Origin of the sequence: Actinosynnema pretiosum (assembly GCF_024171695.1) — a bacterium.
GTDB lineage: Bacteria > Actinomycetota > Actinomycetes > Mycobacteriales > Pseudonocardiaceae > Actinosynnema > Actinosynnema pretiosum.
Genome location: NZ_JAMTCF010000004.1, coordinates 328,047 through 350,376, shown reverse-complemented (window position 1 = coordinate 350,376; position 22,330 = coordinate 328,047). Strand labels below are relative to the sequence as shown.

The following is a 22,330-nucleotide window of genomic DNA, read 5'->3' as shown; positions in this document are numbered from 1 at the left end:
GCCAGGTTTTCGCCCAGGGGACGAAAACACGGTCGATAGTATCATCGGGTGGGACTCGCGGAACATGAGGTGCTCGCCGCCGTCCTCCAGGTGAGAGCCGGATCACTCCAGGTCATGCTGTGGGAGCGGGGGCGGGAGCCGCAGGCGGGGCGCTGGTCGCTGCCCGGCGGGAAGCTCGGCTCCGACGAGGACGTGGAGGGGTCGATCCGGCGGCAGCTCGCCGAGAAGGTCGACGCGCGGCAGCTGGCGCACGTGGAGCAGCTGGCGGTGTTCAGCGCGCCGAGGCGCACGCCGGGGCAGCGGGTGGTCGCCACCGCGTTCCTCGGCCTGGTGCCGTGCGACGTGGACCCGGCGGTGCCGCCCGACACCGGCTGGCACCCGGTGGACGCGCTCCCGCCGACGGCGTTCGACCACGAGGCGATCGTGCTGCGGGCCAGGCAGCGGCTCGCGTCCAAGCTGTCCTACACCAACCTCGGGTTCGCGCTGGCCCCGCCGGAGTTCACCATCTCCGCGCTGCGCGAGCTGTACTCGGCCGCGCTGGGCTACCCGGTGGCCGCGACGAACCTGCAGCGGGTGCTGTCCCGGCGCGGACTGCTGGAGCCGACCGGCGCGACCTCGCCGCCGGGACCGGCGGGCGGCAGGCCCGCGGCGCTTTTCCGTTTCGCGTCAAGGGGAATGCGGGTCACCGACCCGTTCGCCGTGCTGCGACCACCCTCAGGTCGTAGCGTGGGACCGTGACGTCGACGCTCCCGTTGTTCCCGCTCGGCACCGTGCTGCTGCCGGGGGCGTCCCTGCCACTGCACATCTTCGAGCCGCGCTACCGCCAGTTGACCGTGGACCTGGTGACCGGCACCGTGCCGGACCGCAGCTTCGGGGTCGTGTCGATCAAGCAGGGCTGGGAGGTCGGCGCGGAGAACGTGCAGGCGCTGCAGGCGATCGGCTGCTCGGCGGTCCTCCAGGACACGCACCGCTTCCCGGACGGCCGCTTCGACCTGGACACGGTGGGCGGCAGCAGGTTCCGGCTGCTGGAGGTCGAGGAGAACGCGGCGCCGTACCTGGTGGGCAAGGTGGAGTGGCTGCCGGACACCCCGTCCCCGCCGGAGCTGGAGTCGGTGCTTCCGCTGCTGGCCGCGAGCGCGCAGGCCGCGCACGCCCGCTACCGGGAGGCGGCGCGGTTCGAGGAGGAGTGGTTCCCCGAGCACGAGCCGGAGATGTTCGACGACCTGGCCTACCGGTTGGCCAGCGACTGCCTGATGACGATGGAGGACAGGCAGCGGCTGCTGGAGGAGACCGTGGAGGCGCGGCGGCTGAGGTTGGTGCGCAAGGTGCTGCACCGCGAGGCCGGTCTGCTGGCGGCGCTGCGCGCGGTGCCCGCGCCGCTGTCGGAGTTCGGCCACCCGCCGAGCCGGAACTGACGGCGGGGCCGGGGTTCCACGCCCGGCGCTTCCCGGAACCGACGGCGCGGCAACGGGATTCCTCGCGACACGGGGGCGAGCGCGGGCATTGGTGGGGAACTTCGTCGCCCCGCAGGGGTTTCGCAGTTTCCCGTGGGGGGTTTCGGGTTGCCCGCAGGGTTTTCGGGTTGCCCGGTAGAGGTTTCGTGTTGCCCCGCAGGGGTTTCGCGCCGCCCGGAGAACGCCTCGGGCGGCGGCGCGGGACTGATGCCCCATCCGCCGACCGGAGCAACCCGGTGTGGGCGGCGCGCGCCTGCTCTCCGAGATGAGTTTCTCAACGGCGGCAACGATTCCGCGCCGCCGGCCTCGGTGAGCGATCACGCGCACCGCGCCTTCCGGGTCGCCCGGCGCGCACCGCATGACGTCGGCGCGACGACCGCTCCCGTTGTGCGGCAAGAAGTCCGAGGCCGGGTGGCGCGCCTCCCGGTCCCCGCGCGCCCCCCGTCCGGCCAAGCGCAGGCGCGCACACCCCCGAACCCGCCTCACCCCGAATTCCCATCACCCCCCGAAGCATCCTGGTGGGATTGTTCAACAATCCCCTACCGTGTGGCGCACGGCACACCCCTCCCCCTGCGAGGTGAGAATGAGCGCCACCGCACCGGACAGCGCCACGTCCAGCGACGAGAACGGCCGGTTCGCCTGGTACCGCACCCTCGGGCAGCGCGGCAGGCGCGCCTTCGTCGGCGCGTTCGGCGGTTACGGGCTGGACTCCTACGACTTCCAGGTCCTCCCGCTGGGCCTGGTCGCCATCACCGCCTACTTCGGCATCACCAAGGGCGAGGCGGGCCTGCTCACCACGGTCACCCTGGTGGTCAGCGCGCTCGGCGGGGCCATCGCGGGCGTGCTCGCGGACCGCATCGGCCGCACCCGCGCCCTGATGATCACCGTCGTCACCTACGCCGTGTTCACCGTCCTGTGCGGGTTCGCGACCAGCTACGAGATGCTGCTGGTGTTCCGCGCCCTGCAGGGCCTCGGCTTCGGCGGCGAGTGGGCGGTCGGCGCGATCCTGGTCGCCGAGTACTGCCAACCCCGCTACCGGGGACGCACCGTGGCGTTCATCCAGAGCTCGTGGGCGGTCGGCTGGGCGCTGTCGGTGCTGGTCTACGCGCTGGTGTTCGAGCTGGTCCACCCCGACCTGGCCTGGCGGGTGCTGTTCTTCACCGGCGCGCTGCCCGCCCTGCTGATCGTCTACGTCCGCCGCCGCGTCCAGGACGCCCCCGAGGCCACCGCCCGCCGCACCGCGAGCGCCGAGCGCGGCTCGTTCGGCGCGATCTTCACCGGCCCGCTGGCCCGCACGACCCTGTTCGCCTCCCTGCTGGCCACCGGCGTGCAGGGCGGCTACTACACGCTCGCGACCTGGCTGCCGACGTACCTGAAGTCCGAGCGGGACCTGACCGTCATCGGCACCGGCGGCTACCTGGCGTTCCTGATCTCCGGCGCGTTCACCGGCTACGTGTCCGGCGGGTACCTGACCGACAAGCTCGGCCGCAAGCGCACGTTCGCGCTGTTCTCGGTGCTGTCGGCGGCGCTGATCCTGCTCTACACCCGCGTCCCGGAGGGCGCGAACACCGCGATCCTGTTCCTGGGCTTCCCGCTGGGCTTCTGCATGTCGGCGATCTTCAGCGGGTTCGGCTCGTTCCTGTCCGAGCTGTACCCGGCGCACCTGCGCGGCACCGGCCAGGGCTTCACCTACAACTCGGGGCGGGCGGTCGGCGCGCTGTTCCCGGCGGCGGTCGGGTTCGCGGCCGAGAGCGCGGGCGTGGGCGGCGCGATGGCGTTCGGGGCCGCCGCCTACGGCATCGCCGTGCTGGCCCTGCTCGGCCTGCCGGAGACGCTCGGCCGGGAGCTGGGGTGAGCACGCCCGCGCGGGTCAGGGCGACCGCGACCGGCAGCACCACCGGGCTGGCCGACGGGTACGCGCAGGCCAACCTGGTGGCCGTGCCGCGCGACTGGGCCTACGACGTGCTGCTGTTCGCCCAGCGCAACCCGAAGCCGTGCCCGGTGCTGGACGTGACCGACCCCGGCGACCACCGCACGGTGCTGGCCCCGGACGCCGACCTGCGCACCGACCTGCCGCGCTACCGGGTGTGGCGCGACGGCGAGCCGGTCGAGGAGCCGACCGACGTGCTGCGGTGGTGGCGGGACGACCTGGTGTCGTTCCTGATCGGGTGCAGCTTCACGTTCGAGACGGCGCTGAAGCGGGCGGGCGTGCCGCTGCGGCACGTCGAGCAGGGGCGCAACGTCGCCATGTTCACCACGGACCGGCGCTGCCGCGACGCGGGCAGGCTGGGCGGACCGCTGGTGGTGTCGATGCGGCAGGTCCCGGAGGGGTTGGTGGGAGTGGCGCGCGAGGTGACCGCGCGGATGCCCGCCGTGCACGGCGCCCCGGTGCACGTCGGCGACCCGGCCGCGCTGGGGATCGCCGACCTGGATCGGCCGGACTTCGGCGACCCGGTGGTGGCCGAGCCGGGTGACGTGCCGGTGTTCTGGGCCTGCGGGGTGACGCCGCAGGCCGCGCTGGTGGCGTCCCGGCCGCCGTTCGCGATCACGCACGCGCCGGGGCACATGCTCGTCACCGACGTGCCGGACCACGTCTACGCGGTGTGAGGCGTGGGGCGCGGGACGTGGGGGGTGAGGCGTGGGGCGTGGGCTCAGGCGAGCCTGCGCCCCAGGTCGTCCATGCCGTTCCAGGCGGCGAGGCAGCCGTACGCGAGCGCGGTGCCGAGCGGCCAGGCCACGATCCCCCACGCGCTGTCCAACGAGGGGGCGAGCCTGATCACCTCGCCGACGACGGGGGCGGACGCCAGCTCGTAGTGCCAGGTCGAGAGGGGCGCGCCGACCCGGAACGCCAGGAACGCGGCCAGCACCGACCCGACCGTCGCGGCCAGCATGACCACGGGGCCGCGCAGTTCCCGCATCATCCACGACCCGGTGCCGGTGAGGACGCCTGCGGCCAGGCCGAGCAGCACGAACACCATCAGCGAGTCGAGCCGGTGGTAGCTCTCGCCGGGCACCGGGACGAACCCGCCGGACTGGACGACGGCGTTCTGCGCGGGCGCGAGCCACGCCCACAGCAGGCCGATCGGCAGGCCGAGGAGGGAGGTCGTGGAGAACACCTTGATCGCGGACGGGATGTCCCGCTGCACCACGACCTTCGGCCGGTCGCGGTGGAAGGCGTGCAGGACGTGCACGGGGGCGCCCACCCAGGACTCGGCCGGGGGCTGCCGGTCGTACCCGTCGAGGGTGTCGGGCCGGGCGACCCGCTCGGTCGCGGGCTCGGTGTCGACGACGGGGGCGGGCGCGGCGACGTGCGCGGCCACGACGACGGCCTCGGGCGAGGACGAGGGGGCGGGCTCGGGCTCGTCGGTGACGGGGGTGAGGGCGGCCTGGGTGCTCTCGTCGGCCTTCGACGCCGGGGGCTTCACGGCATCGGCGGACTCGGGGACGGAGGGCTTGGAGTCGGCGGACTCGGGGGCGGTGGACTTGGAGTTTGTGGGCTCGGAGTCGGCGGGCTCGGGCTTCACCGCTTCGGACTTCACGGCTTCGGGGTTCGCGGCTTCGGGGTTCGCGGCCTTGGGCTCCACCGGCTCGGGCTTCACGGCCTCGGGCTTCACCGGCTCGGGCTCCACGGCCTTGGAGTCGGCCACCGCAGGTTCGGGGGCGGGCGCGGCGTCAGCGGGCTTGACCGGAGTGGACTTCCCCACGACCGGCTTCGCCAGCACGGCGGTCTTCTCGTCCGCCCCGCCCAGCGCCGCCTTGCTGATCCTCGTGGTCGCCTCGTCGCGCCGGGGCCACCCGGCCTCGGCGCGCCCGGCCGGGGCCGAGGTCGACGAGCCGTCCGACCCGCCCTGCCCGTCAACCGGTTGCTCAGCCACCCGAGACCTCCCTGCGCCCGACCGTCGGCAGGAGGTTACCGCGCGCCCCGCGACCACCCGACGGTCGCGGGGCGCGCGCGGGCGCCGCCGGTCAGGCCGACCGCACCTCGCCGTGCCTGCCGCACGAGGCCGTCCACCCTCCGGGTGTCACCTGCACGACCATCCGCCGCGCGCACGCCGAGCAGAACCGGGGAGGGTCGACCACCCCGAGCCGTCGCGCGCACGCGCCGTGGTCGGCCGCGTCCCGAGCGTGGCCGCAGTGCCCGCAGTACTCCTCGCCCGCGCTCACAGGGTCTTGTTCAACTCCTTGATCGGCATGGCCAGCTCGGCCAGCATGTCCAGGTCCTCCTGCGCGGGCCGCCCGAGGTTGGTCAGGTAGTTCCCGACGATGATCGCGTTGATCCCGCCGAGCATCCCCCGCTTAGCCCCGAGGTCGCCGAACGTCAGCTCCCGCCCGCCAGCGAACCGCAGGACCGTGCGCGGCAGCGCCAACCGGAACGCCCCGACCACCCGCAGCGCCTCGGGCCCCTCCACCACCGGGTAGTCCTCGTACGGGGTGCCGGGGTTGGGGATGAGGAAGTTGAGCGGCACCTCGTCGGGTTCGAGGGCGGCGAGCTGGACGGCGAACTCGGCCCGCTGCGCCGGGGTCTCCCCCATGCCGATGATCCCGCCGCAGCACACCTCCATGCCCGCCGCGCGGACCATCCGCAGGGTGTCCCGGCGCTCCTCCCAGGAGTGCGTGGTGACCACGTTCGGGAAGTGCGATCGGGCGGTCTCCAGGTTGTGGTTGTAGCGGTGCACGCCCATCGCGACCAGCTCGTCCACCTGCGCCTGGGTGAGCATCCCGAGCGAGCAGGCGATCTGGATGGGGTTGCCGTCGGCGCGGATGGCCTCGATCCCGGCGCGGACCTGCGACATCAGCCGCGCGTCAGGCCCCCGCACGGCCGCGACGACGCAGAACTCGGTGGCCCCGGTCTCGGCGGTCTGCCTGGCCGCGCGGACCAGGCCGGGCACGTCCAGCCAGGCGGAGCGCACCGGCGAGGGGAACCGGCCGGACTGGGAGCAGAAGTGGCAGTCCTCGGGGCAGCCGCCGGTCTTGAGGGACACGATGCCCTCCACCTCGACCTCGGGCCCGCACCAGCGCACGCGGACCTCGTGGGCGAGCGAGAGGAGTTCGGGGATGCGCTCGTCGGGCAGGGCGAGCACCCGCCGGACCTGCTCCTCGGTGAGTCCGACGCCGCCCTCCAGCACCCGCTCCCCGGCCTCGGCGAGCACGTCACCGGCCTGGTCGGTCCCGGAGTCCGGGGTGGTCTGCGCCTGCTCGGGGGCTGCCGTCACGACTTCTCCTCGGGGTCGACTCGCGCCGTCGGTCACCGAGTGTGCCCGAGCAACCCCGCTGAGTGGCAGAGCGCGGCGGGCGTGTCAGCAGGTGTGCGGGGCGGAGAACTTGTCCGGGTCGAACGTGCCGCCGAACCACGGGGACAGCCCGGCGCGCGCGACCTCCAGGAACTCCGAGCCGGTGAGCGCGCCCGCCCCGTCCGGCAGCGCGCCCAGCAGCGGGGCTCCCGCGACCTCGGGCAGGTCGACGAGGTTGCACCGGGCGGCCAGGTCGGGGTGCTCGGGCCAGCGGCCGATGACCACGCCGATCGACTCGAGGCCGCGCCGCACCAGCACCTCGGCGGTGAGGGCGGTGGTGTTGAGGGTGCCGAGCTCGGCGTGGGCGACGACGAGCACGGGGGCGTGCAGCGCCCAGGCCGCGTCGGCGAGGGTGGCGCCCCGGTCGTCGAGCGGCACGAGCAGGCCGCCCGCGCCCTCGACGATCACCAGGTCGTGTGCGTCGTCCAGCGCGGTGGCCGCGCCTGCGATCTCGGCCGGGTGCGCGGTGGGCAGGCCGGAGCGGCGGGCCGCGGCGGCCGGGGACAGCGGGTCGGGGTAGCGGCGCAGCTCACGGGTGGTGACGGGGCCCGCCATCCGCTGGACCTCCGCCAGGTCACCCGGTTCGCCGGGCAGGACGCCGGTCTGCACCGGCTTGAGGACGGCCACCCGACGGCCTTCGGCTGCCGCGATCGCCGCCAGCGCGGCCACGACCACGGTCTTGCCGACGTCGGTGCCCGTGCCGGTGATCACGAGGACGCTCACGGCCCCCCACACTACGACGACACGCAGCGTTGCCGTGAGTGGCGTTCTACAGTCACCGGCATGGGTGAAATCGTGGTTTACAGCGCCGACTGGTGCGGCGACTGCCGCCGGGCCAAGGCGTGGTTCAGGGAGAACGGGGTTCCGTTCACCGAGGTCGACGTCGAGCACGACGAGGTGGCGCGCGAGCGGGCCGTGGAGATCGCGGGCGGGCGCAAGAACATCCCGGTGGTCGTGCTGGCGGACGGGACGGTGCTGGTGGAGCCCACCAACACCCAGTTGGCCTCCGCCATAGCGGTCGAGGGCTGACGGCGGTGGGCAGGGGGTCGCGCCGCAGGCGGCGGCAGCGGCGGGAGCAGGGGCAGTGGCAGGGGCAGCGGGTGCGCGACAAGGCGTGGCTCACCGGGCGGACGCCGGAGACCGCCGTGCGGGAGCGGTCGTGGTTCGAGCGGCTCAGCGACGGCAAGCAGGTGGGGGTGGTGCTCGGCGCGATCCCGCTGGGCGTGCTCTGCCACTACGTTCTGTGGTCGCACGTGGTCCCGCTGGTGGGTGAGGTCGTGGCCCCGATCCCGGTGGTGTCCACGGTGGTGGGCTGGCTGTTCGCGGGCGCCGCGTTCGCCGTGGGCGGGATCGCGCTCCTGGTGGGGCGGTCCGGCGGACCGGAGCGGGCGCGGCAGTGGCGGCGCGCGACCTGGGTGTGGGGTTCCGTCGCGGTGCTGATGGCCCCGGTCAGCGGGTGGTCGGACGTGCCGCTGCCGGTGGACTACTTCGGCGGGGTGTTCGCGGGGGCCTGGGGCGTGCTGCTGGCCCCGCTGGCGCTGGCCGTGGTCGCGCTGGTGGCGGCGGTCACGGCGCGGTTCTCGGCGCGGGCCAGGGCGTTCGGCGGGGGCGACGGCGGGAACCGGCTGCTGGGGTGGCTGCTGATCGGGTACTCGGTGCTGCTGCTGGTGTGGGGGTCAACGCTGCTGCGCCAGTGAGGACGCCTCGGCCGCCGCGACCACGGCGGCGGCGATGTCGGCGACGTCCTGATCGGAGCAGACGAACGGCGGCATGGTGTAGACGAGGTCGCGGAACGGCCGCAGCCACACCCCGCGCTCGACGGCGGCGGCGGTGGCGGCGGCCACGTCCACCTCGTGGTCCAGCTGCACCACGCCGATCGCGCCCAGCACCCGGACCTGACCGGGTGCGCCCGCCAGGCCCTCGCGCAGGCCGGACTCGATGCCCGCCACCTCCGCGCGCCAGTCGCGGGAGAGCAGCAGGTCGGTCGAGGCGAGGGCGGCTGCGGAGGCGAGCGGGTTGCCCGTGAACGTGGGGCCGTGCGCGAGCAACGGGACGTCGCCGCGCGCGATGCCCTCGGCGACGCGCGGGGTGCACAGGGTCGCGGCCTGGGAGAGGTAACCGCCGGTCAGGGCCTTGCCGACGCACATCACGTCCGGGCTGACGCCCGCGTGGTCGGCGGCGAACAGCTCGCCGGTGCGGCCGAAGCCGGTGGCGATCTCGTCGAAGACGAGGAGCACGTCGTTCGCGAGGGTCAGCTCGCGGAGCACGTGCAGGTAGCGGGGGTCGTGGAACCTCATGCCGCCCGCGCCCTGGACGACGGGTTCGACGATGACGGCGGCGAGCTCGTCGGCGTGCCGCTCGACCAGGTCGGCCAGCTCGGCGACGTAGGCGGTGTCCATCGCGGCGGGCGGGGCGGAGGCGAACACCTGCTCGGGCAGCACCCCGCGCCAGAGGGAGTGCATCCCGCCGTCCGGGTCGCAGACGGACATGGGGTGGAAGGTGTCCCCGTGGTAGCCGCCGCGCCAGGTGAGCAGGCGGCGCTTCTCCGGCTTGCCCAGGGAGCGCCAGTGCTGGAGGCACATCTTGACCGCGATCTCGACGGCGACCGAGCCGGAGTCGGAGAGGAAGACGTGCTCCAGTCCGGGCGGGGTGATCTCGGCCAGTCGGGTGCAGAGGGCAACGGCGGGCTCGTGCGTGAGGCCGCCGAGCATGACGTGGCTCATTTGGCCGAGCTGGTCGCGGATCGCGGCGTCGAGGACGGGGTGCCGGTAGCCGTGGATGGCGGCCCACCAGGAGGACATGCCGTCGATCAGGTCACGGCCGTCGTCCAGGCGGAGGCGGACGCCTTCGGCGGAGGTGACGACGAGCGGGTCGGTGGTGGCAGGCATGGGGGCGTAGGGGTGCCAGACGTGCTGCCGGTCCAGGCGGAGGAGATCAGCTCGGTCCACGGCGGGTGAGGGTAGTGGAGGGGGCGGGGGTGGGTGGGGGTGGCGGCGAGTGCTGAAGGGCAAGAGCGGAAAGTCAAAAGCTGAAAGGCAAGAGCTGAAGGGCGCGCCTCGCCAGCGGGGCAGGCCTCCAAAAACGAGAGGGACGGGCTCTGCCGACCGGTGACCGTTGGGGTGGTGGTCCGGTTTACGGACAACTACTGCGGTGGGCGGGGTCCCTCGTCTCCGTTTGGCCTCCTTTCAGGCAAGCACACTCGTCAAGACGCCGGATGACTGTGCGGTCTGCCGGGCAGTGCGGCGGCATCTTGACGAGCGTGCTCGGGCTGCGCCAGGCCAAACGGAGACGAGGGACGCGGGAGTGGGGCTGCTTGGGCTCGCTGCGCTCGCCCCGCAGCCCGCTAGTGCGTTCGACTTGCAGGGGTGCGAGTGGTGACCCCGGCGGTTCCCTGTCGGGGGGCGCGCCCGGCAGGGGATCGCCGGGCGCGCCGCTGTCAGCCCAGGCAGCCCGGTCCGAGCAGGGCCTTCAGGTCGCCCTTGAGCGACGGGGTCGGGTTGACCCGCAGGGCGTCGTCCAGCTTCAGCAGGGTCTGGCGGCTGCTGTTGATCACCAGGTTGAGGTGCACCTCGGTCGTCCCCGGATGTGCCGACAGGACTTCCTTCAGCGAGGTCACCAGTTTCGGGTCGCAGCGCGACGCGTTCAGCTTCAGCCTCAGGGCCTGGTTGCCCAGCTCTGCCAGGTCCGGCACCACCAGGTCGTTGGCGATCAGGGAGATGCGGTCGTCCCGCTTCGCCACGCGCGCCTTCACCAGCACGATCGCGTCCTCGGCCACGGACATGCCGTGCACGACGTAGCTCTTCGGGAAGAACAGCACCTCGATGCCACCGGCCAGGTCTTCGAGCATCGCCGACGCCCACGGCTCGCCGTTCTTGTTGACCCGCCTGGTCACCGACGCGAGGATGCCGCCGAGCGTGACCTGCGTGCCGTCCGCGACGTCGCCTTCCAGGATGCGCGCGATGGACGCGTCCGAGTAGGACTCCAGCACCTGCTCGACCCCGTTGAGCGGGTGCCCGGACACGTACAGGCCCAGCATCTCCCGCTCCAGGGTCAGCTGGTGCTTGGACTCCCAGTGCTCCTCGGGGATGCGCACGTCGAAGACGCTGCCGTTGCCGTCGTCCCCGCCGTCGCCGAACAGGTCGAACTGGCCGCGCGCCTCCTCCTTCTTGGTCAGCATGATCGCGTCCACCGCCTCGACGTGCACCATGTGCAGGCCCTTGCGGGGGTGGTTCAGCGAGTCGAAGGCGCCGGCCTTGATCAGCGATTCCACGACCTTCTTGTTGCAGACCGTGGCGTCGACCTTGCGCAGGAAGTCGGAGAAGTCGGTGAAGCGGCCCTTCTCCTTGCGCGCCTTGATGATCGCGTCGACCACGTTCGCGCCGACGTTGCGGATCGCGCCGAGGCCGAACCGGATGTCCTCGCCGACCGCGACGAACTCGCGCTCGGACTCGTTGACGTCCGGCGGGAGCACCGTGATGCCCATCCGGCGGCACTCGGCCAGGTAGATGGCCGACTTGTCCTTGTTGTCGGAGTTCGTGGTGAGCAGCGCGGCCATGAACTCGGCCGGGTAGTTCGCCTTCAGGTACGCGGTCCAGTACGAGACCAGGCCGTACGCGGCCGAGTGCGCCTTGTTGAAGGCGTAGTCGGCGAACGGGACGAGGATCTCCCACAGGGTCTTGATCGCGTCGGCCGGGTAGCCGTTGGCCAGCATCCCGGCCTCGAAGCCGGCGAACTCCTTGTCCAGGATCTCCTTCTTCTTCTTGCCCATCGCGCGGCGCAGCAGGTCCGCTTGGCCGAGCGTGTAGCCCGCCAGCTTCTGCGCGATCGCCATGACCTGCTCCTGGTACACGATCAGGCCGTAGGTCGTGCCGAGGATGTCCTCCAGCGCCTCCGCCAGCGACGGGTGGATCGGCGTGATCTCCTGGAGCTTGTTCTTGCGCAGCGCGTAGTTCGTGTGCGAGTTCGCGCCCATGGGGCCGGGGCGGTACAGCGCGCCCACGGCCGAGATGTCCTCGAAGTTGTCGGGGCGCATCAGGCGCAGCAGGTCCCGCATGGGGCCGCCGTCCAGCTGGAACACGCCCAGGGTCTCGCCCTTGGAGAGGAGCTGGTAGGTCTTCTTGTCGGTCAGCTCCAGGTGGTCGAGGTCGACCGGCTCCTTGCCGTTGATCTTCATGTTCTTGAGCGCGTCGTCGATCGTGGTGAGGTTCGACAGGCCCAGGAAGTCCATCTTCAGCAGGCCGAGCGTCTCGCAGGTCGGGTAGTCGAACTGCGTGATGATCGAGCCGTCCTGCGGGCGCTTCCACACCGGGATGTGGTCCATCAGCGGTTCGGCGGACATGATGACCGCGCAGGCGTGCACGCCCGCGTTGCGGATCAGGCCCTCCAGGCCGCGACCGGTGTCGATGATCTCCTTGACCTGCGGGTCCGTGTCGTACAGGCCGCGCACCTCGGACGCCTCGGCGTACCGCTTGTGCTGCGGGTCGAAGATGCCCGACAGCGGGATGTCCTTGCCCATGACGGCGGGCGGCATGGCCTTGGAGATCCGGTCGGCGACGGCGTAGCCGGGCTGGCCGTACAGCACGCGCGCGGAGTCCTTGATGGCCGCCTTCGCCTTGATGGTGCCGAAGGTGATGACCTGGGCGACCTTGTCGTCGCCCCACTTGTCGGTCACGTACCGGATGACGTCGCCGCGCCTGCGCTCGTCGAAGTCGATGTCGATGTCGGGCGGGCTGACGCGGTCCGGGTTCAGGAACCGCTCGAAGATCAGGCCGTGCGCCAGCGGGTCCAGGTCGGTGATGCCCATCGCGTAGGCGATGAGCGCGCCCGCGGCGGAGCCTCGGCCGGGGCCGACCCGGATGCCGTTCTCCTTGGCCCAGTTGATGAAGTCCGCGACGACCAGGAAGTACGAGGGGAAGCCCATCTGCAGGATGACGCCGATCTCGAACTCCACCTGCTTGGTGTGGACCTCGTCGACGCCTCCGGGGAACCTGCGGCGCATCCCCTCCCACACCTGCTCGCGGAAGTAGTCCGCCTCGGTCATGCCCTCCGGGACGGGGTAGCGCGGCATGAGGTTCTGGAAGGCGAACATGTCGGTCGTGTCGACCTTCTCGGCCACCAGCAGCGTGTTGCGGCAGCCCTCCTGCCACGGGTCCGAGGAGTCGATCGCGTACATCTCCTGCGGGGACTTCAGGTAGTAGCCGGTGCCGTCGAACTTGAACCGGCTCGGGTCCTGCAGGGTCTTGCCGGTCTGCACGCACAGCAGCGCCTCGTGCGCCTCGCGGTCCTCGGCGTACGTGTAGTGCGAGTCGTTGGTGACCACGAACGGGATGTCGAGCTTGCGGGCGATGTCGACCAGGCCGTCGCGGACCCGGCGCTCCAGCTCGATGCCGTGGTCCATCAGCTCGACGAAGAAGTTGTCGGCGCCGTAGATCTCGCGCCACTTGCCCGCCGCCTCGTAGGCCTCCTTCTCGTGGCCGAGGCGGAGCCGGGTCTGCACCTCGCCGGACGGGCAGCCGGTGGTGGCCATGAGGCCCTTGGAGTGCTCGGCGAGCAGCTCGGCGTCCATGCGCGGCCACTTGCCCAGCTGGCCCTCGGTGGAGGCGCGGCTGGAGCACTTCATCAGGTTGTGCAGGCCCTCGACGGTGCGCGCCCAGATCGTCTGGTGCGTGTAGGCGCCGCTGGCGGACACGTCGTCGGCCTTCTGGCCGGGGTCGCCCCAGGTGACGCGCTTCTTGTTGAACCGGGACTCGGGGGCCAGGTACGCCTCGATGCCGATGACCGGCTTGATGCCCGCGGCGGTGGCCTGGCGGAAGAAGTCGTAGGCGCCGTACATGTTGCCGTGGTCGGTGATCGCCGCGGCGGGCATCCCCAGCCGCTCGCACTCGGCGAACATGTCCTTGAGCTTCGCCGCCCCGTCGAGCATCGAGTACTCGGTGTGCACGTGGAGGTGCGCGAACGAGTCGGACACCAAACCCCCTATGAAGATCGGCAGCGGGCCCGGACGACGCGCGGGCGAGACCTCAGCGACTCTATACGCCGAGCGGGTGGTGGGCCGTCCGCCCGCGCCGAACGCGGGAGCGTCACACCGGCGGTTCCGGAGCGGGGCCGCCGCGCGCGCCGACCGGGCCACCGGCGCAGGTCGCGACCCGGTCACAGCGACGGGGCACTCACGCGGGCGCGCTGCCAGGCGGGTAGCGTTCGTGGGCGTGGTTGCCCCTGATCCAGTAGACGCCCGCCTCCTCGCCATGATCGCGGAGATGGGCCGCGCCGCCGTGCACGAGGTGGCCGCGCGGCTGGGCATGGACCCCAGGGAAGCCGCCATGCGGTTGATCACCCTGTCCGGCAGCGGGCTGCCGCTCCTGGTGGGCGTGGAGTGCGACCCGAACGGCATCCGCAAGGCGCTGGCCAACAGCATGGCGTGGGGCAGCTACGCCGGTCAGCCGCAGCCCCAGCCGGGCCCGTACGCGCAGCCGGGCTCCGGTCCGCTGCCGCTGCCGGGCACGGTCCAGGGCACCCCGTCCGGCTCCTACCCCGGACACCCGGTGGTCGGCCCGCCGAGCCAGCCCTTCCCCGCGCAGCCGCTGCCGTCGGGACCGCTCCCGGTGCAGGAGGCGAACCCGTGGGGCCCGCCGCAGACGGCCGGGTGGGCGCGCGGCGACCAGCAGCCCGCCGCGCCGAGGGCCCGCACCGGCAAGATCGGCAGCGTCCTGGAGACCGAGGGCCTGGAGGGCGCCCGGTTCACGATCCAGCTGGTCGAGGTCGTCGACCCGGCCGACTTCCTGTTCACCGCCGCCGGCTACAAGCTGGCCGAGGGCGAGCGGGCCGTCGTGGTGCACACGGAGCTGGCGAACACCGGGAACGTGCCGTTCAACGCGCTGCCCGACATGTACCTGGTGCTGACCACCAGCACCGGCGAGAGCGTGGCGAAGGCCCCGGTGTCGCTGTCGTCCCGGCCGCCGCACAAGATCGGCGTGCAGCCGGGCGAGACGGCGGGCGGCCACACCGTGTACGTGCTGCCGGAGAGCACGGTGGTCACGTCCGTGCGCTGGAGCGTGCGACCCGAGGCCGACCTGAACACGCTCGTGTGGACCGTCGAGGACTGACCCGGCCCACGCGCCGCTCCCGCCCCAGAGCGTGAGCCCGCTCACCCGGTCGGCGGGTCCACTCCACCCGATCGGTTCGCGACCCCGGCGATAACCTCGTTCCGGGCCCGCTCCAGCCGTTCGACCTGGTGGTTCTCCCCCGCATCCACCCGCGCCGTGTTTTGCGACCGGAGGCGCTCGCGCGCGCCGGAACGGCGGACCCCCGAAATTCGAGGGCCGAACCGGGAAGCAGAGCGGCTTCCCCCGCGTTGTCCACCACCGGCGGCTCACCCCGCCAGGCACCTGCGCCGTGGGGTCGAGATCCACCTCCTTGGACACCGTCGTCCCGCAAAGCCTCGAGAGACACAAGACCGACGACTGTCGAAGAACCATGGGGGTCACCGCTGTGCAAGGACGTGGGAAGCTCGTCGCCCTGCTGGGCGTGCTGTGCTGCCTCGGCCCGCTGTCCATCGACGCCTACCTGCCCGCCTTCCCCGACATGGCGAAGGAGTTCGGGGCGGGCGAGTCGCAGATCCAGCTGTCGCTGACGACGTTCATCATCGGCCTGTCCGTCGGCCAGCTGCTGATCGGCCCGCTGTCGGACTCGATCGGCAGGCGCAAGCCGCTGCTGTTCGGCATCGGCTCGTACGTGGTGCTGTCGCTGGTGTGCGCGCTGGCGCCGACCGCGACCGCGCTGGCCGCGTTCCGGCTGCTCCAGGGCCTCGGCGTCGCCGCAGGCTTCGTGGTGGCCATGGCCGTCGCCCGCGACCGGTTCTCCGGGCTGGCGATGGCGAAGTTCATGTCGCTGATCATGCTGGTCAACGGCCTCGGCCCGATGCTCGCGCCGGTGCTGGGCGGGCAGGTGCTGCGCTACGCGTCGTGGCGCGCGACGTTCGTCGTGCTCGCGGTCGTCGCGGTGGTGCTGCTGGTGCTGATGGCCGTCGGCCTGAAGGAGACCCTGCCGCCGGAGAAGCGCCGCCCGCTGGACCTGGGCGGCACGCTCCGGGTGTTCGGCGGCCTGCTGACCGACCGGGTGTTCGTCGGCTACGTGCTGGCGTCGGCCTTCGCGCTCGGCGCGATCTTCGGCTACGTCTCCGGCTCGTCGTTCGTGCTGCAGGGCGTGTTCGGCCTGTCCCCGCAGGAGTTCAGCCTGGTGTTCGCGCTGAACTCGGGCGGCATCTTCATCGCGGGCGTCATCAACACCGCGCTGACCGGGCGGATCATGCCCAGGGGCCTGCTGCGGATCGGCCTGAGCACGGCGGTGGCGGCCGGGATCGCCCTGGTCGTCGCGGGCCTGGTGGGCGGTGGCCTGGTGACGTTCCTGGTGCCGCTGTTCCTGGTCACGTGCAGCATCGGCCTGCTGATGCCGAACGCGGCGACCCTGGCGATGGCCAGGCACCCGGAGGCGGCGGGCAGCTCGTCGGCGCTGCTGGGCGTGTCGCAGTTCCTGATGGGCGGCCTGATGGCGCCGGTCGTGGGCGCGGGCGGTTCGAGCAGCGTGCTGCCGCTGGCACTGGTCATGGCGGCCTGCACGGCGCTGGCGCTGACCTCGTTCCTGGTGCTGACCAGGGGCGACAAGGGCATCACGAAGGACGAGCCCGAGGTGGTCGAGCCCGCTCAGGCTCCTGCCGGTTCGGCGGTCTAGTCCTCGGACGCGGAAGGGGCGCCCACCGTCGTGGTGGGCGCCCCTTCGTGCTTCGCGGGTCCGGTCCCCGTCAGCTCTCCGAGCGGAGCAGCTCCAGCGCGTGGTTCAGGTCGGCCGGGTACTCGCTGGTGAACTCGCCCCACTGCCCGTCGGCGGGGTGGTGGAAGCCGAGGGTGCGGGCGTGCAGCCACTGCCTGGTCATGCCCAGCCGCTTGGCGAGCACCGGGTCGGCGGTGTACGTCAGGTCGCCGACGCACGGGTGCTTGAGCGCGGAGAAGTGCACCCGGATCTGGTGGGTGCGCCCGGTCTCCAGGTGCACGTCCAGCAGCGACGCGGCGCGGAACGCCTCCACGACCTCGTAGTGCGTGATGCTCGGCTTGCCGCTGGCCATGACGGCGAACTTGTAGTCGTGCTTGGGGTGCCGGTCGATGGGCGCGTCGATGGTGCCCTTGATCGGGTCCGGGTGGCCCTGCACCAGCGCGTGGTACAGCTTCTCGACCGTGCGCTCCTTGAACGCCTGCTTGAGCACCGAGTAGGCGTGCTCGCTCTTGGCCACGACCATGACGCCGGTGGTGCCGACGTCGAGCCGGTGCACCACGCCCTGCCGCTCGGCCGCGCCGGAGGTGGACACCCGCACGCCCGCGGCGGCGAGCCCGCCGACCACGGTCGGGCCGGTCCAGCCCGGCGAGGGGTGCACGGCGACGCCGACGGGCTTGTCCACGACGATCACGTCGTCGTCCTCGTGCAGGATGATCATGCCCTCGACCGCGACGGCCTGGACCTGCACGGGCCGCTCCGGCTCGGGCAGGGTGAGCTCCAGCCAGGAGCCCGCGACCAGGCGGTCCGACTTGCCCGCGACGCGGCCGTCGAGCACGACGTCGCCGCTCTCGGCCAGCGAGGCGACGACCGTGCGGGAGAGCCCGAGGAGCTTGGCGAGACCCGCGTCGACGCGCATCCCGTCGAGGCCGTCGGGGACGGGGAGGGTCCGGTAGTCGCCGCTCACGCCTGTGCCTGCTTCCCGCCGTCGGCGGACTCGCCTGCGGTCTGGTTCTCGGTGGTCTCGGGGGTGGTGCTGGTGGTGCTGGTGGTGCTGCCCACGGGGGTGGCGCCCGACGTGGTGGCGCCCGCGCTGACGGCAGCCTTGCCGGAGGGCTTCTTCTCGAACCGGGTGCCGTCGTAGTCGCGCTGGAGCAGCGACATCAGCACGATCACGCCGCCGCCGACGCAGATGGCCGAGTCGGCCAGGTTGAACACGGGGAAGAAGCCGCCCCACGGGTCCAGCACGGACAGGAAGTCCACGACGTGGCCGCGCAGCGGGCCGGGCGAGCGGAAGACCCGGTCGACCAGGTTGCCGAGCGCGCCGCCCAGCACCAGGCCGAGGCCGATGGCCCAGCCGACCGAGCGGAGCTTGCGGGCGATCCACAGGATGAACCCGACGACGCCGAACGCGATGATCGCCAGGACGATCGTCCAGCCCTCGGCCATGCCGAACGCGGCGCCGGGGTTGCGGATCAGCGGCAGGTAGAGCAGTCCGCCGAACAGCTCGATCGGCTGCCTGCCCTCCAGCTCGGCGACCGCGATCACCTTGGTGGCGATGTCGAGCGCCAGCACGACGGCGGCGATCACGCCGAGCAGCACGACCCGCCGCTTGGGCTGGGCGTCCGGCGCGGGCGAGGCGGCCTCGTCGGGGGCGTCGGGTTCGGTGTTGGGGTCCGTGCTCACCCGGCCATTGTCCAGCATCGCGCGGCGAGGGGGCCGGTCAGCCCGGTGCGGTGGCCGGTCAGGCCAGGAACGGCGGCAGGGCGCGGTCGTCCTCGGCAGGCTCCCAGCGGCCGTCGCGCTGGGTGTAGGCGACCTTGGGACCCTCGGTGACGAGGGAGCGCAGCGCGGCGACGAGGCGGTCCACGTGCTCCTCGGTGGAGCCGAGGCCCAGGGAGGCGCGCAGGGCGCGCTCGCCGCCGGTGAGGCGGTGCACGGCCACGTGGGCGCAGAACGCGCCGTCGCGCACGCCGACGCCGTGCTCGGCGGACAGGGCGGCGGCGAGGTAGCCGGAGTCCTGGCCCGCGACGGTGAAGCTGACCACGCCGACCCGGTCCTGCCCGGAGCCGAACAGGGACAGCTCGCGCACGCCGGGCACGGTCGCCAGTCCGGCGCGCAGCCGCTCCAGCAGGGCCCGCTCGTGCGCGACGGCCTGCTTCCAGCTCCGGCCGAGCACGTCGCAGGCGACGGCGAGCGCGTGCACGCCGACCACGTTGGGCGACCCGGCCTCGTGCCGCTCGGGCACCTTGGACCAGGCGACGCCGAGGTGGTCGCCGTGGTCGGTGACCAGCGAGGTCGCCCCACCGCCGACCAGGTAGGGCTCGGCGGCCTGGAGCCAGTCGGCGCGGCCGACCAGCACGCCCGCGCCGAACGGGGCGTAGAGCTTGTGGCCGGAGAAGGCGACGTAGTCGACGCCCAGCTCCTTGATGTCGAGCGGGCGGTGCGGGGCGAGCTGGGCGGCGTCGAGCACGGTGCGCGCGCCCCGGCGGCGGGCGATCGCGGCCAGCTCGGCGACCGGCCACACCTCGCCGGTGACGTTGGACGCGCCGGTCAGCACCACCAGGCGCGGCCCGATCGGGCACTCGGCGAGCGCGGCGTCGAGCACGCGTGCGGCCTCGGCGGGCGTGCCGGGGGTGCGCAGTCGGCGCACGTTCGGCCCGCGCCACGGCAGCAGGGCCGCGTGGTGCTCGGTGTCGAACAGGAGCACGGAAGTGCCCCTGGGCACGGCGCGGGCGAGGGCGTTGAGCGAGTCGGTGGTGTTGCGGGTGAACACGACGGTGTCGCCGGCACGGGCGCCGGTGAAGCGGCGCACCGAGTCGCGGGCCTGCTCGTAGACGCGGGTGGACACCTTGGACGCGAAACCCGCGCCCCGGTGCACGGAGGCGTACCAGGGCAGCAGCTCGTCGACGGCGTCGCGCACCTGCTCGAGGCAGGGGGTGGAGGCGGCGTTGTCGAGGTTCGCGTACTCGACCCGCTGCCCGGTGACCAGCGGAACCCGCAGCGCGGCCCCGACGACGGCGGGGAGCGCGCCGGTGGCGGCGCTCGCGGGAGCGGCGACCCGGTCGACGGCGAAGTCGGCGTCGGCGGGCGTGGCGGCGGTGGACGTGGCGGCGGTGGGCGTGGTGCGGGCGGACGTGGTGCGGGCGGACGTGGCGGGGGCGGACGTGGCGGGGGCGGTCGCGGTGTGGGCGGTGCCCACCGACGCGGCACGGCCGGCGGCGAGATCAGCACTCACCGACGTGGCGGGGGCGTCGGTGAACCCGGCGCCGATCGGGGCGGCGGGGGCGTCCGCGCCGTCAGCGGTCCCGACGAGGGCGCGGGCGGTGCGGGAAACGGCGAGCGTCATGATCGTCCTCCGAGCGACTCGGGGTCGCCCGTGATGAGGATGACCCGCGCTTGCCCGACGCCCTGCGCGCCGGACCTGGTCGTCACCGGGGGCACCCCACCGCGGAGGAGGGTTGTCGTCCAGCAAGCCCGGGCTTGACGCTGGAACTCATGACCTGCCGAGAAAGCTAGCCGACCCTCCCGAGGACCGTCGAGCACTTCCCACATGCCGAGAGCAACCGGATCGCCCCCGTGGCGAGACCCGGATCAGCCCCGAACCCCGCACTGCGCGGCGCCACGAGACCGCTGCGCAGCAAGGTGAGCCCCCGGCCGCCGAACCACAGCCTCGCGCCACGACTCACCGGAACCGGTTCTCCCCGCTGATCCACATCCCGCTCGGGACGCCGCCCCGACCGCAGCCCGCCACCAGCAGTCCACCGCCAGCCACCAGTGGCCGGTGGCCGGTCGCCACCTCCAACCACCGGTCACCGGCCGCCAACCGCCGATCGCTGGCCGCCAACCGCCGGTCGCTGGCCGCCGGTCGCCAGCCCCAGCCCCCAGCCCCCAGTCGCCAGTCGCCAGTCGCCAGTCGCCGATCATCGGTCGCCGGTCGCTAGTCGTCGGTCACCGGCAGCCAGCCGCCGATCATCGGTCGCCGGCCATTGACCACCGGCTGATGACCGCCAGCCGCCCATCCCACCTCGTTCACCACTCCGGCCAGCGCGCCGTCCCCTGTTGTCCGCCCCGCTGTCCACCTCGCTGCCCGCTGCCCGCTACCCACCCCGCTCAGGTCGGCGCGCTGCCCTTCCACCGCGCGTACCGCCCGCCCTTGTCGACCTCCCGGATCCGGGTCTCCGCCGCGTCCCGCGCCGCTTCCGTGCTGACCACCAACAACTGGTCGCCCTCCTGCAACCGCGTGGTCGCCTGCGGCGTGAAGCCCTCCTCCGCCCGCACCACCAGGCTCACCATCGCCCCCGGCGGCAGCCTCAGCTCGGACAGGTACACGCCGTGCAGCTTCGACCCCGCCTGGATGCGCACCTGGAGCAGCTCGGCCCCCAGCTCGTCCAGCGCCGACGAGTCGACCTGCACCTCCTCGGCCTCCCCGGACTTCACCAGCCCTAGCTTGCGCGCCAGCCACGGCAGCGTGCTGCCCTGCACGATCGTCAGGATCACGACCAGCACGAACACCACGTCCACCAGGACCTGCGCGCCCTCAACGCCCTGGACCAGCGGCAGCAGCGCGAACACGATCGGCACCGCCCCGCGCAGCCCCGACCAGGACACGAACACCTGCTCGCGCCACGGCACCCGGAACGGCAGCGCCGCCGCGGCCACCGACAGCGGGCGCGCCAGCAGCACCAGGACCGCGCCCGCGACCAGCGCGGGCACCACGGCGTCGACCAGGCGCGCGGGCGAGGAGTACAGGCCGAGCAGCACGAACAGCCCGATCTGCGCGACCCACCCGAGGCCCTCGGCGAACGAGAGCGTGTCGGAGCGGTGCGGCAACCGGGCGTTCCCGAGCACCACCGCCCCCGTGTACACGGCCAGGAAGCCGGACGCGTGCGCGAAGTCGCCCACCGTGTAGGCGAGCAGGCACACCGCGACGGTCGCCAGCGGGTACAGGCCGGTGGCGGGCAGCGCGGCACGCCGCAGCCCGAGCGCGCCGAGCCAGCCGAGCCCGATGCCGATGGCCGCGCCCGCGAGCAGCTCGTAGACCATCAGCAGCGGCGCGGTCCAGGTGATCGCCTCGGTGGACGCCAGCAGCACCACGGCGATGTACACCGGCGCGTCGTTGATGCCGGACTCCAGCTCCAGCGCGCCGATCAACCGCTTGCCGACCCCGACCCCGCGCAGCACGCTGAACACCGCCGCCGCGTCGGTCGACGACAGCACCGCGCCCCACAGCAGGGCGGTGCGCCAGTCGAGCCCGAGCAGGTGGTGCAGCGCGACCCCGGTGACCCCGATCGAGATTCCCACGGACACCGTGGACAGCCCGATCCCCAGCCCCAGCGCGGGTTTCACCGCGCTCCACCGGGTGGTCAGGCCACCTTCGACCAGGATCAGGACCAGGGCGATCGTGCCCAGCGAGCGGGTCAGGTCGGCGTCGGAGAACTGGATGCCGAGCACCGATTCGCCCAGCAGCACCCCGATTCCCAGGTACAGCAGCAGCGAGGGCAGTCCCAACCTGGTCGAGACCCTGACCGCGACCACCGCGACCATGAGCACCGCTGCACCGATACCGAGGATGACGCTGACGTCGCCCACTCAACCTCCCGGTTGTCCTCCACGACGGGGTTCCATTCTCCCCCCGCGCCGTTGACGCGGGTCAGCGCGCCCGCGAACCCCCGGACCGGAACCCCCGAAGGCCACGCGGCAAGCGCATTCCCCGCACGGCCGGAAGACCGCCGGAACACCACCGGAACACCACCGGGAGCACCGTCCCCAGAGGACCGGAACCCGCTCCGAACGCGACCCCGAGCACCCCGCGAGCACCCC

The 22,330-nt window shown here is 72.8% G+C and carries 19 protein-coding genes and 1 riboswitch; of the genes, 8 read left to right on the top strand and 11 right to left on the bottom strand.

All coding sequences use genetic code 11. From position 1 onward, the window contains the following. The first annotated feature begins 48 nt into the window (after positions 1–48). From LV78_RS10710 to LV78_RS10695, 4 genes are all read left to right on the top strand, one after another. Positions 49–738, top strand: coding sequence for an NUDIX hydrolase (locus tag LV78_RS10710; RefSeq protein WP_308208699.1), 690 nt, complete (start codon positions 49–51; stop codon positions 736–738). Further along, a complete protein-coding gene (locus LV78_RS10705) occupies positions 735–1,415 on the top strand; it encodes an LON peptidase substrate-binding domain-containing protein (protein ID WP_253844689.1) in 681 nt (226 codons plus the stop codon). The genes LV78_RS10710 and LV78_RS10705 overlap by 4 nt, the downstream gene beginning before the upstream one ends. Before the next feature lie 622 nt (positions 1,416–2,037). Further along, positions 2,038–3,309 (top strand): MFS transporter, encoded by a 1,272-nt coding sequence (locus LV78_RS10700; protein WP_253844688.1) that lies wholly within the window; start codon positions 2,038–2,040, stop codon positions 3,307–3,309. Continuing rightward, positions 3,306–4,061: a putative hydro-lyase gene (locus LV78_RS10695; RefSeq protein ID WP_253844687.1), complete on the top strand. Its 756-nt coding sequence runs from the start codon at positions 3,306–3,308 to the stop codon at positions 4,059–4,061. Before LV78_RS10700 ends, LV78_RS10695 begins: the two co-directional genes overlap by 4 nt. A 44-nt stretch (positions 4,062–4,105) precedes the next feature. Here LV78_RS10695 and LV78_RS41535 read toward each other — a convergent pair whose 3' ends face one another. From LV78_RS41535 to bioD, 4 genes are all read right to left on the bottom strand, one after another. Next, positions 4,106–5,329, bottom strand: coding sequence for a DUF2567 domain-containing protein (locus tag LV78_RS41535; protein ID WP_253844686.1), 1,224 nt, complete (start codon positions 5,327–5,329; stop codon positions 4,106–4,108). A 91-nt stretch (positions 5,330–5,420) separates the two neighbouring features. Further along, complete coding sequence (gene bsaP / locus LV78_RS10685) at positions 5,421–5,618, bottom strand: biotin synthase auxiliary protein BsaP (protein ID WP_253844685.1); 198 nt, start codon at positions 5,616–5,618, stop codon at positions 5,421–5,423. Continuing rightward, the gene (gene bioB, locus LV78_RS10680) at positions 5,615–6,667 is read right to left on the bottom strand and encodes a biotin synthase BioB (protein ID WP_253844684.1); all 1,053 of its coding nucleotides are present in this window, start codon (positions 6,665–6,667) and stop codon (positions 5,615–5,617) included. Before bioB ends, bsaP begins: the two co-directional genes overlap by 4 nt. 84 nt (positions 6,668–6,751) lie before the next feature. Beyond that, complete coding sequence (gene bioD / locus LV78_RS10675) at positions 6,752–7,468, bottom strand: dethiobiotin synthase (protein ID WP_253844683.1); 717 nt, start codon at positions 7,466–7,468, stop codon at positions 6,752–6,754. Between the two features lie 60 nt (positions 7,469–7,528). On the opposite strand from bioD, the gene LV78_RS10670 reads away from it, so the two are divergent. Both LV78_RS10670 and LV78_RS10665 read left to right on the top strand, forming a co-directional pair. Then, the gene (locus tag LV78_RS10670; RefSeq protein ID WP_253844682.1) at positions 7,529–7,774 is read left to right on the top strand and encodes a glutaredoxin family protein; all 246 of its coding nucleotides are present in this window, start codon (positions 7,529–7,531) and stop codon (positions 7,772–7,774) included. 5 nt (positions 7,775–7,779) lie between these two features. After that, positions 7,780–8,442 carry a hypothetical protein gene (locus tag LV78_RS10665; protein ID WP_253844681.1) on the top strand — a complete coding sequence of 221 codons (663 nt, stop codon included), beginning with the start codon at positions 7,780–7,782 and terminating at the stop codon, positions 8,440–8,442. Here LV78_RS10665 and LV78_RS10660 read toward each other — a convergent pair. After that, positions 8,422–9,693: an adenosylmethionine--8-amino-7-oxononanoate transaminase gene (locus tag LV78_RS10660; RefSeq protein WP_253844680.1), complete on the bottom strand. Its 1,272-nt coding sequence runs from the start codon at positions 9,691–9,693 to the stop codon at positions 8,422–8,424. The two genes, LV78_RS10665 and LV78_RS10660, sit on opposite strands and share 21 nt — an antisense overlap. 488 nt (positions 9,694–10,181) lie before the next feature. Then, positions 10,182–13,712, bottom strand: a complete 3,531-nt coding sequence (gene dnaE, locus LV78_RS10655) for a DNA polymerase III subunit alpha (RefSeq protein WP_253844679.1) — start codon at positions 13,710–13,712, stop codon at positions 10,182–10,184. A gap of 238 nt (positions 13,713–13,950) precedes the next feature. Here dnaE and LV78_RS10650 point away from each other — a divergent pair, with 238 nt between their 5' ends. Both LV78_RS10650 and LV78_RS10645 read left to right on the top strand, forming a co-directional pair. Then, entirely contained in the window at positions 13,951–14,847 is an 897-nt protein-coding gene (locus LV78_RS10650; RefSeq protein WP_253844678.1) for an Lrp/AsnC family transcriptional regulator, read from the top strand. Between the two features lie 370 nt (positions 14,848–15,217). Then, positions 15,218–16,471 (top strand): multidrug effflux MFS transporter, encoded by a 1,254-nt coding sequence (locus LV78_RS10645; protein ID WP_253844677.1) that lies wholly within the window; start codon positions 15,218–15,220, stop codon positions 16,469–16,471. 70 nt (positions 16,472–16,541) lie between these two features. On the opposite strand, the gene LV78_RS10640 is transcribed toward LV78_RS10645, so the two are convergent. From LV78_RS10640 to LV78_RS10620, 5 genes are all read right to left on the bottom strand, one after another. Continuing rightward, positions 16,542–17,426, bottom strand: coding sequence for an RluA family pseudouridine synthase (locus LV78_RS10640; RefSeq protein WP_253844945.1), 885 nt, complete (start codon positions 17,424–17,426; stop codon positions 16,542–16,544). A gap of 44 nt (positions 17,427–17,470) precedes the next feature. After that, positions 17,471–18,193: a signal peptidase II gene (gene lspA, locus LV78_RS10635; RefSeq protein WP_253844676.1), complete on the bottom strand. Its 723-nt coding sequence runs from the start codon at positions 18,191–18,193 to the stop codon at positions 17,471–17,473. A gap of 58 nt (positions 18,194–18,251) precedes the next feature. Next, positions 18,252–19,856 carry an aminotransferase class V-fold PLP-dependent enzyme gene (locus LV78_RS10630; RefSeq protein WP_253844675.1) on the bottom strand — a complete coding sequence of 535 codons (1,605 nt, stop codon included), beginning with the start codon at positions 19,854–19,856 and terminating at the stop codon, positions 18,252–18,254. A 41-nt stretch (positions 19,857–19,897) separates the two neighbouring features. Then, a riboswitch (SAM riboswitch) is annotated at positions 19,898–20,011 on the bottom strand. Between the two features lie 181 nt (positions 20,012–20,192). Further along, complete coding sequence (locus LV78_RS10625; protein ID WP_253844674.1) at positions 20,193–20,354, bottom strand: hypothetical protein; 162 nt, start codon at positions 20,352–20,354, stop codon at positions 20,193–20,195. Between the two features lie 266 nt (positions 20,355–20,620). Further along, a complete protein-coding gene (locus tag LV78_RS10620; RefSeq protein ID WP_253844673.1) occupies positions 20,621–22,099 on the bottom strand; it encodes a potassium/proton antiporter in 1,479 nt (492 codons plus the stop codon). Positions 22,100–22,330 lie beyond the last annotated feature (231 nt).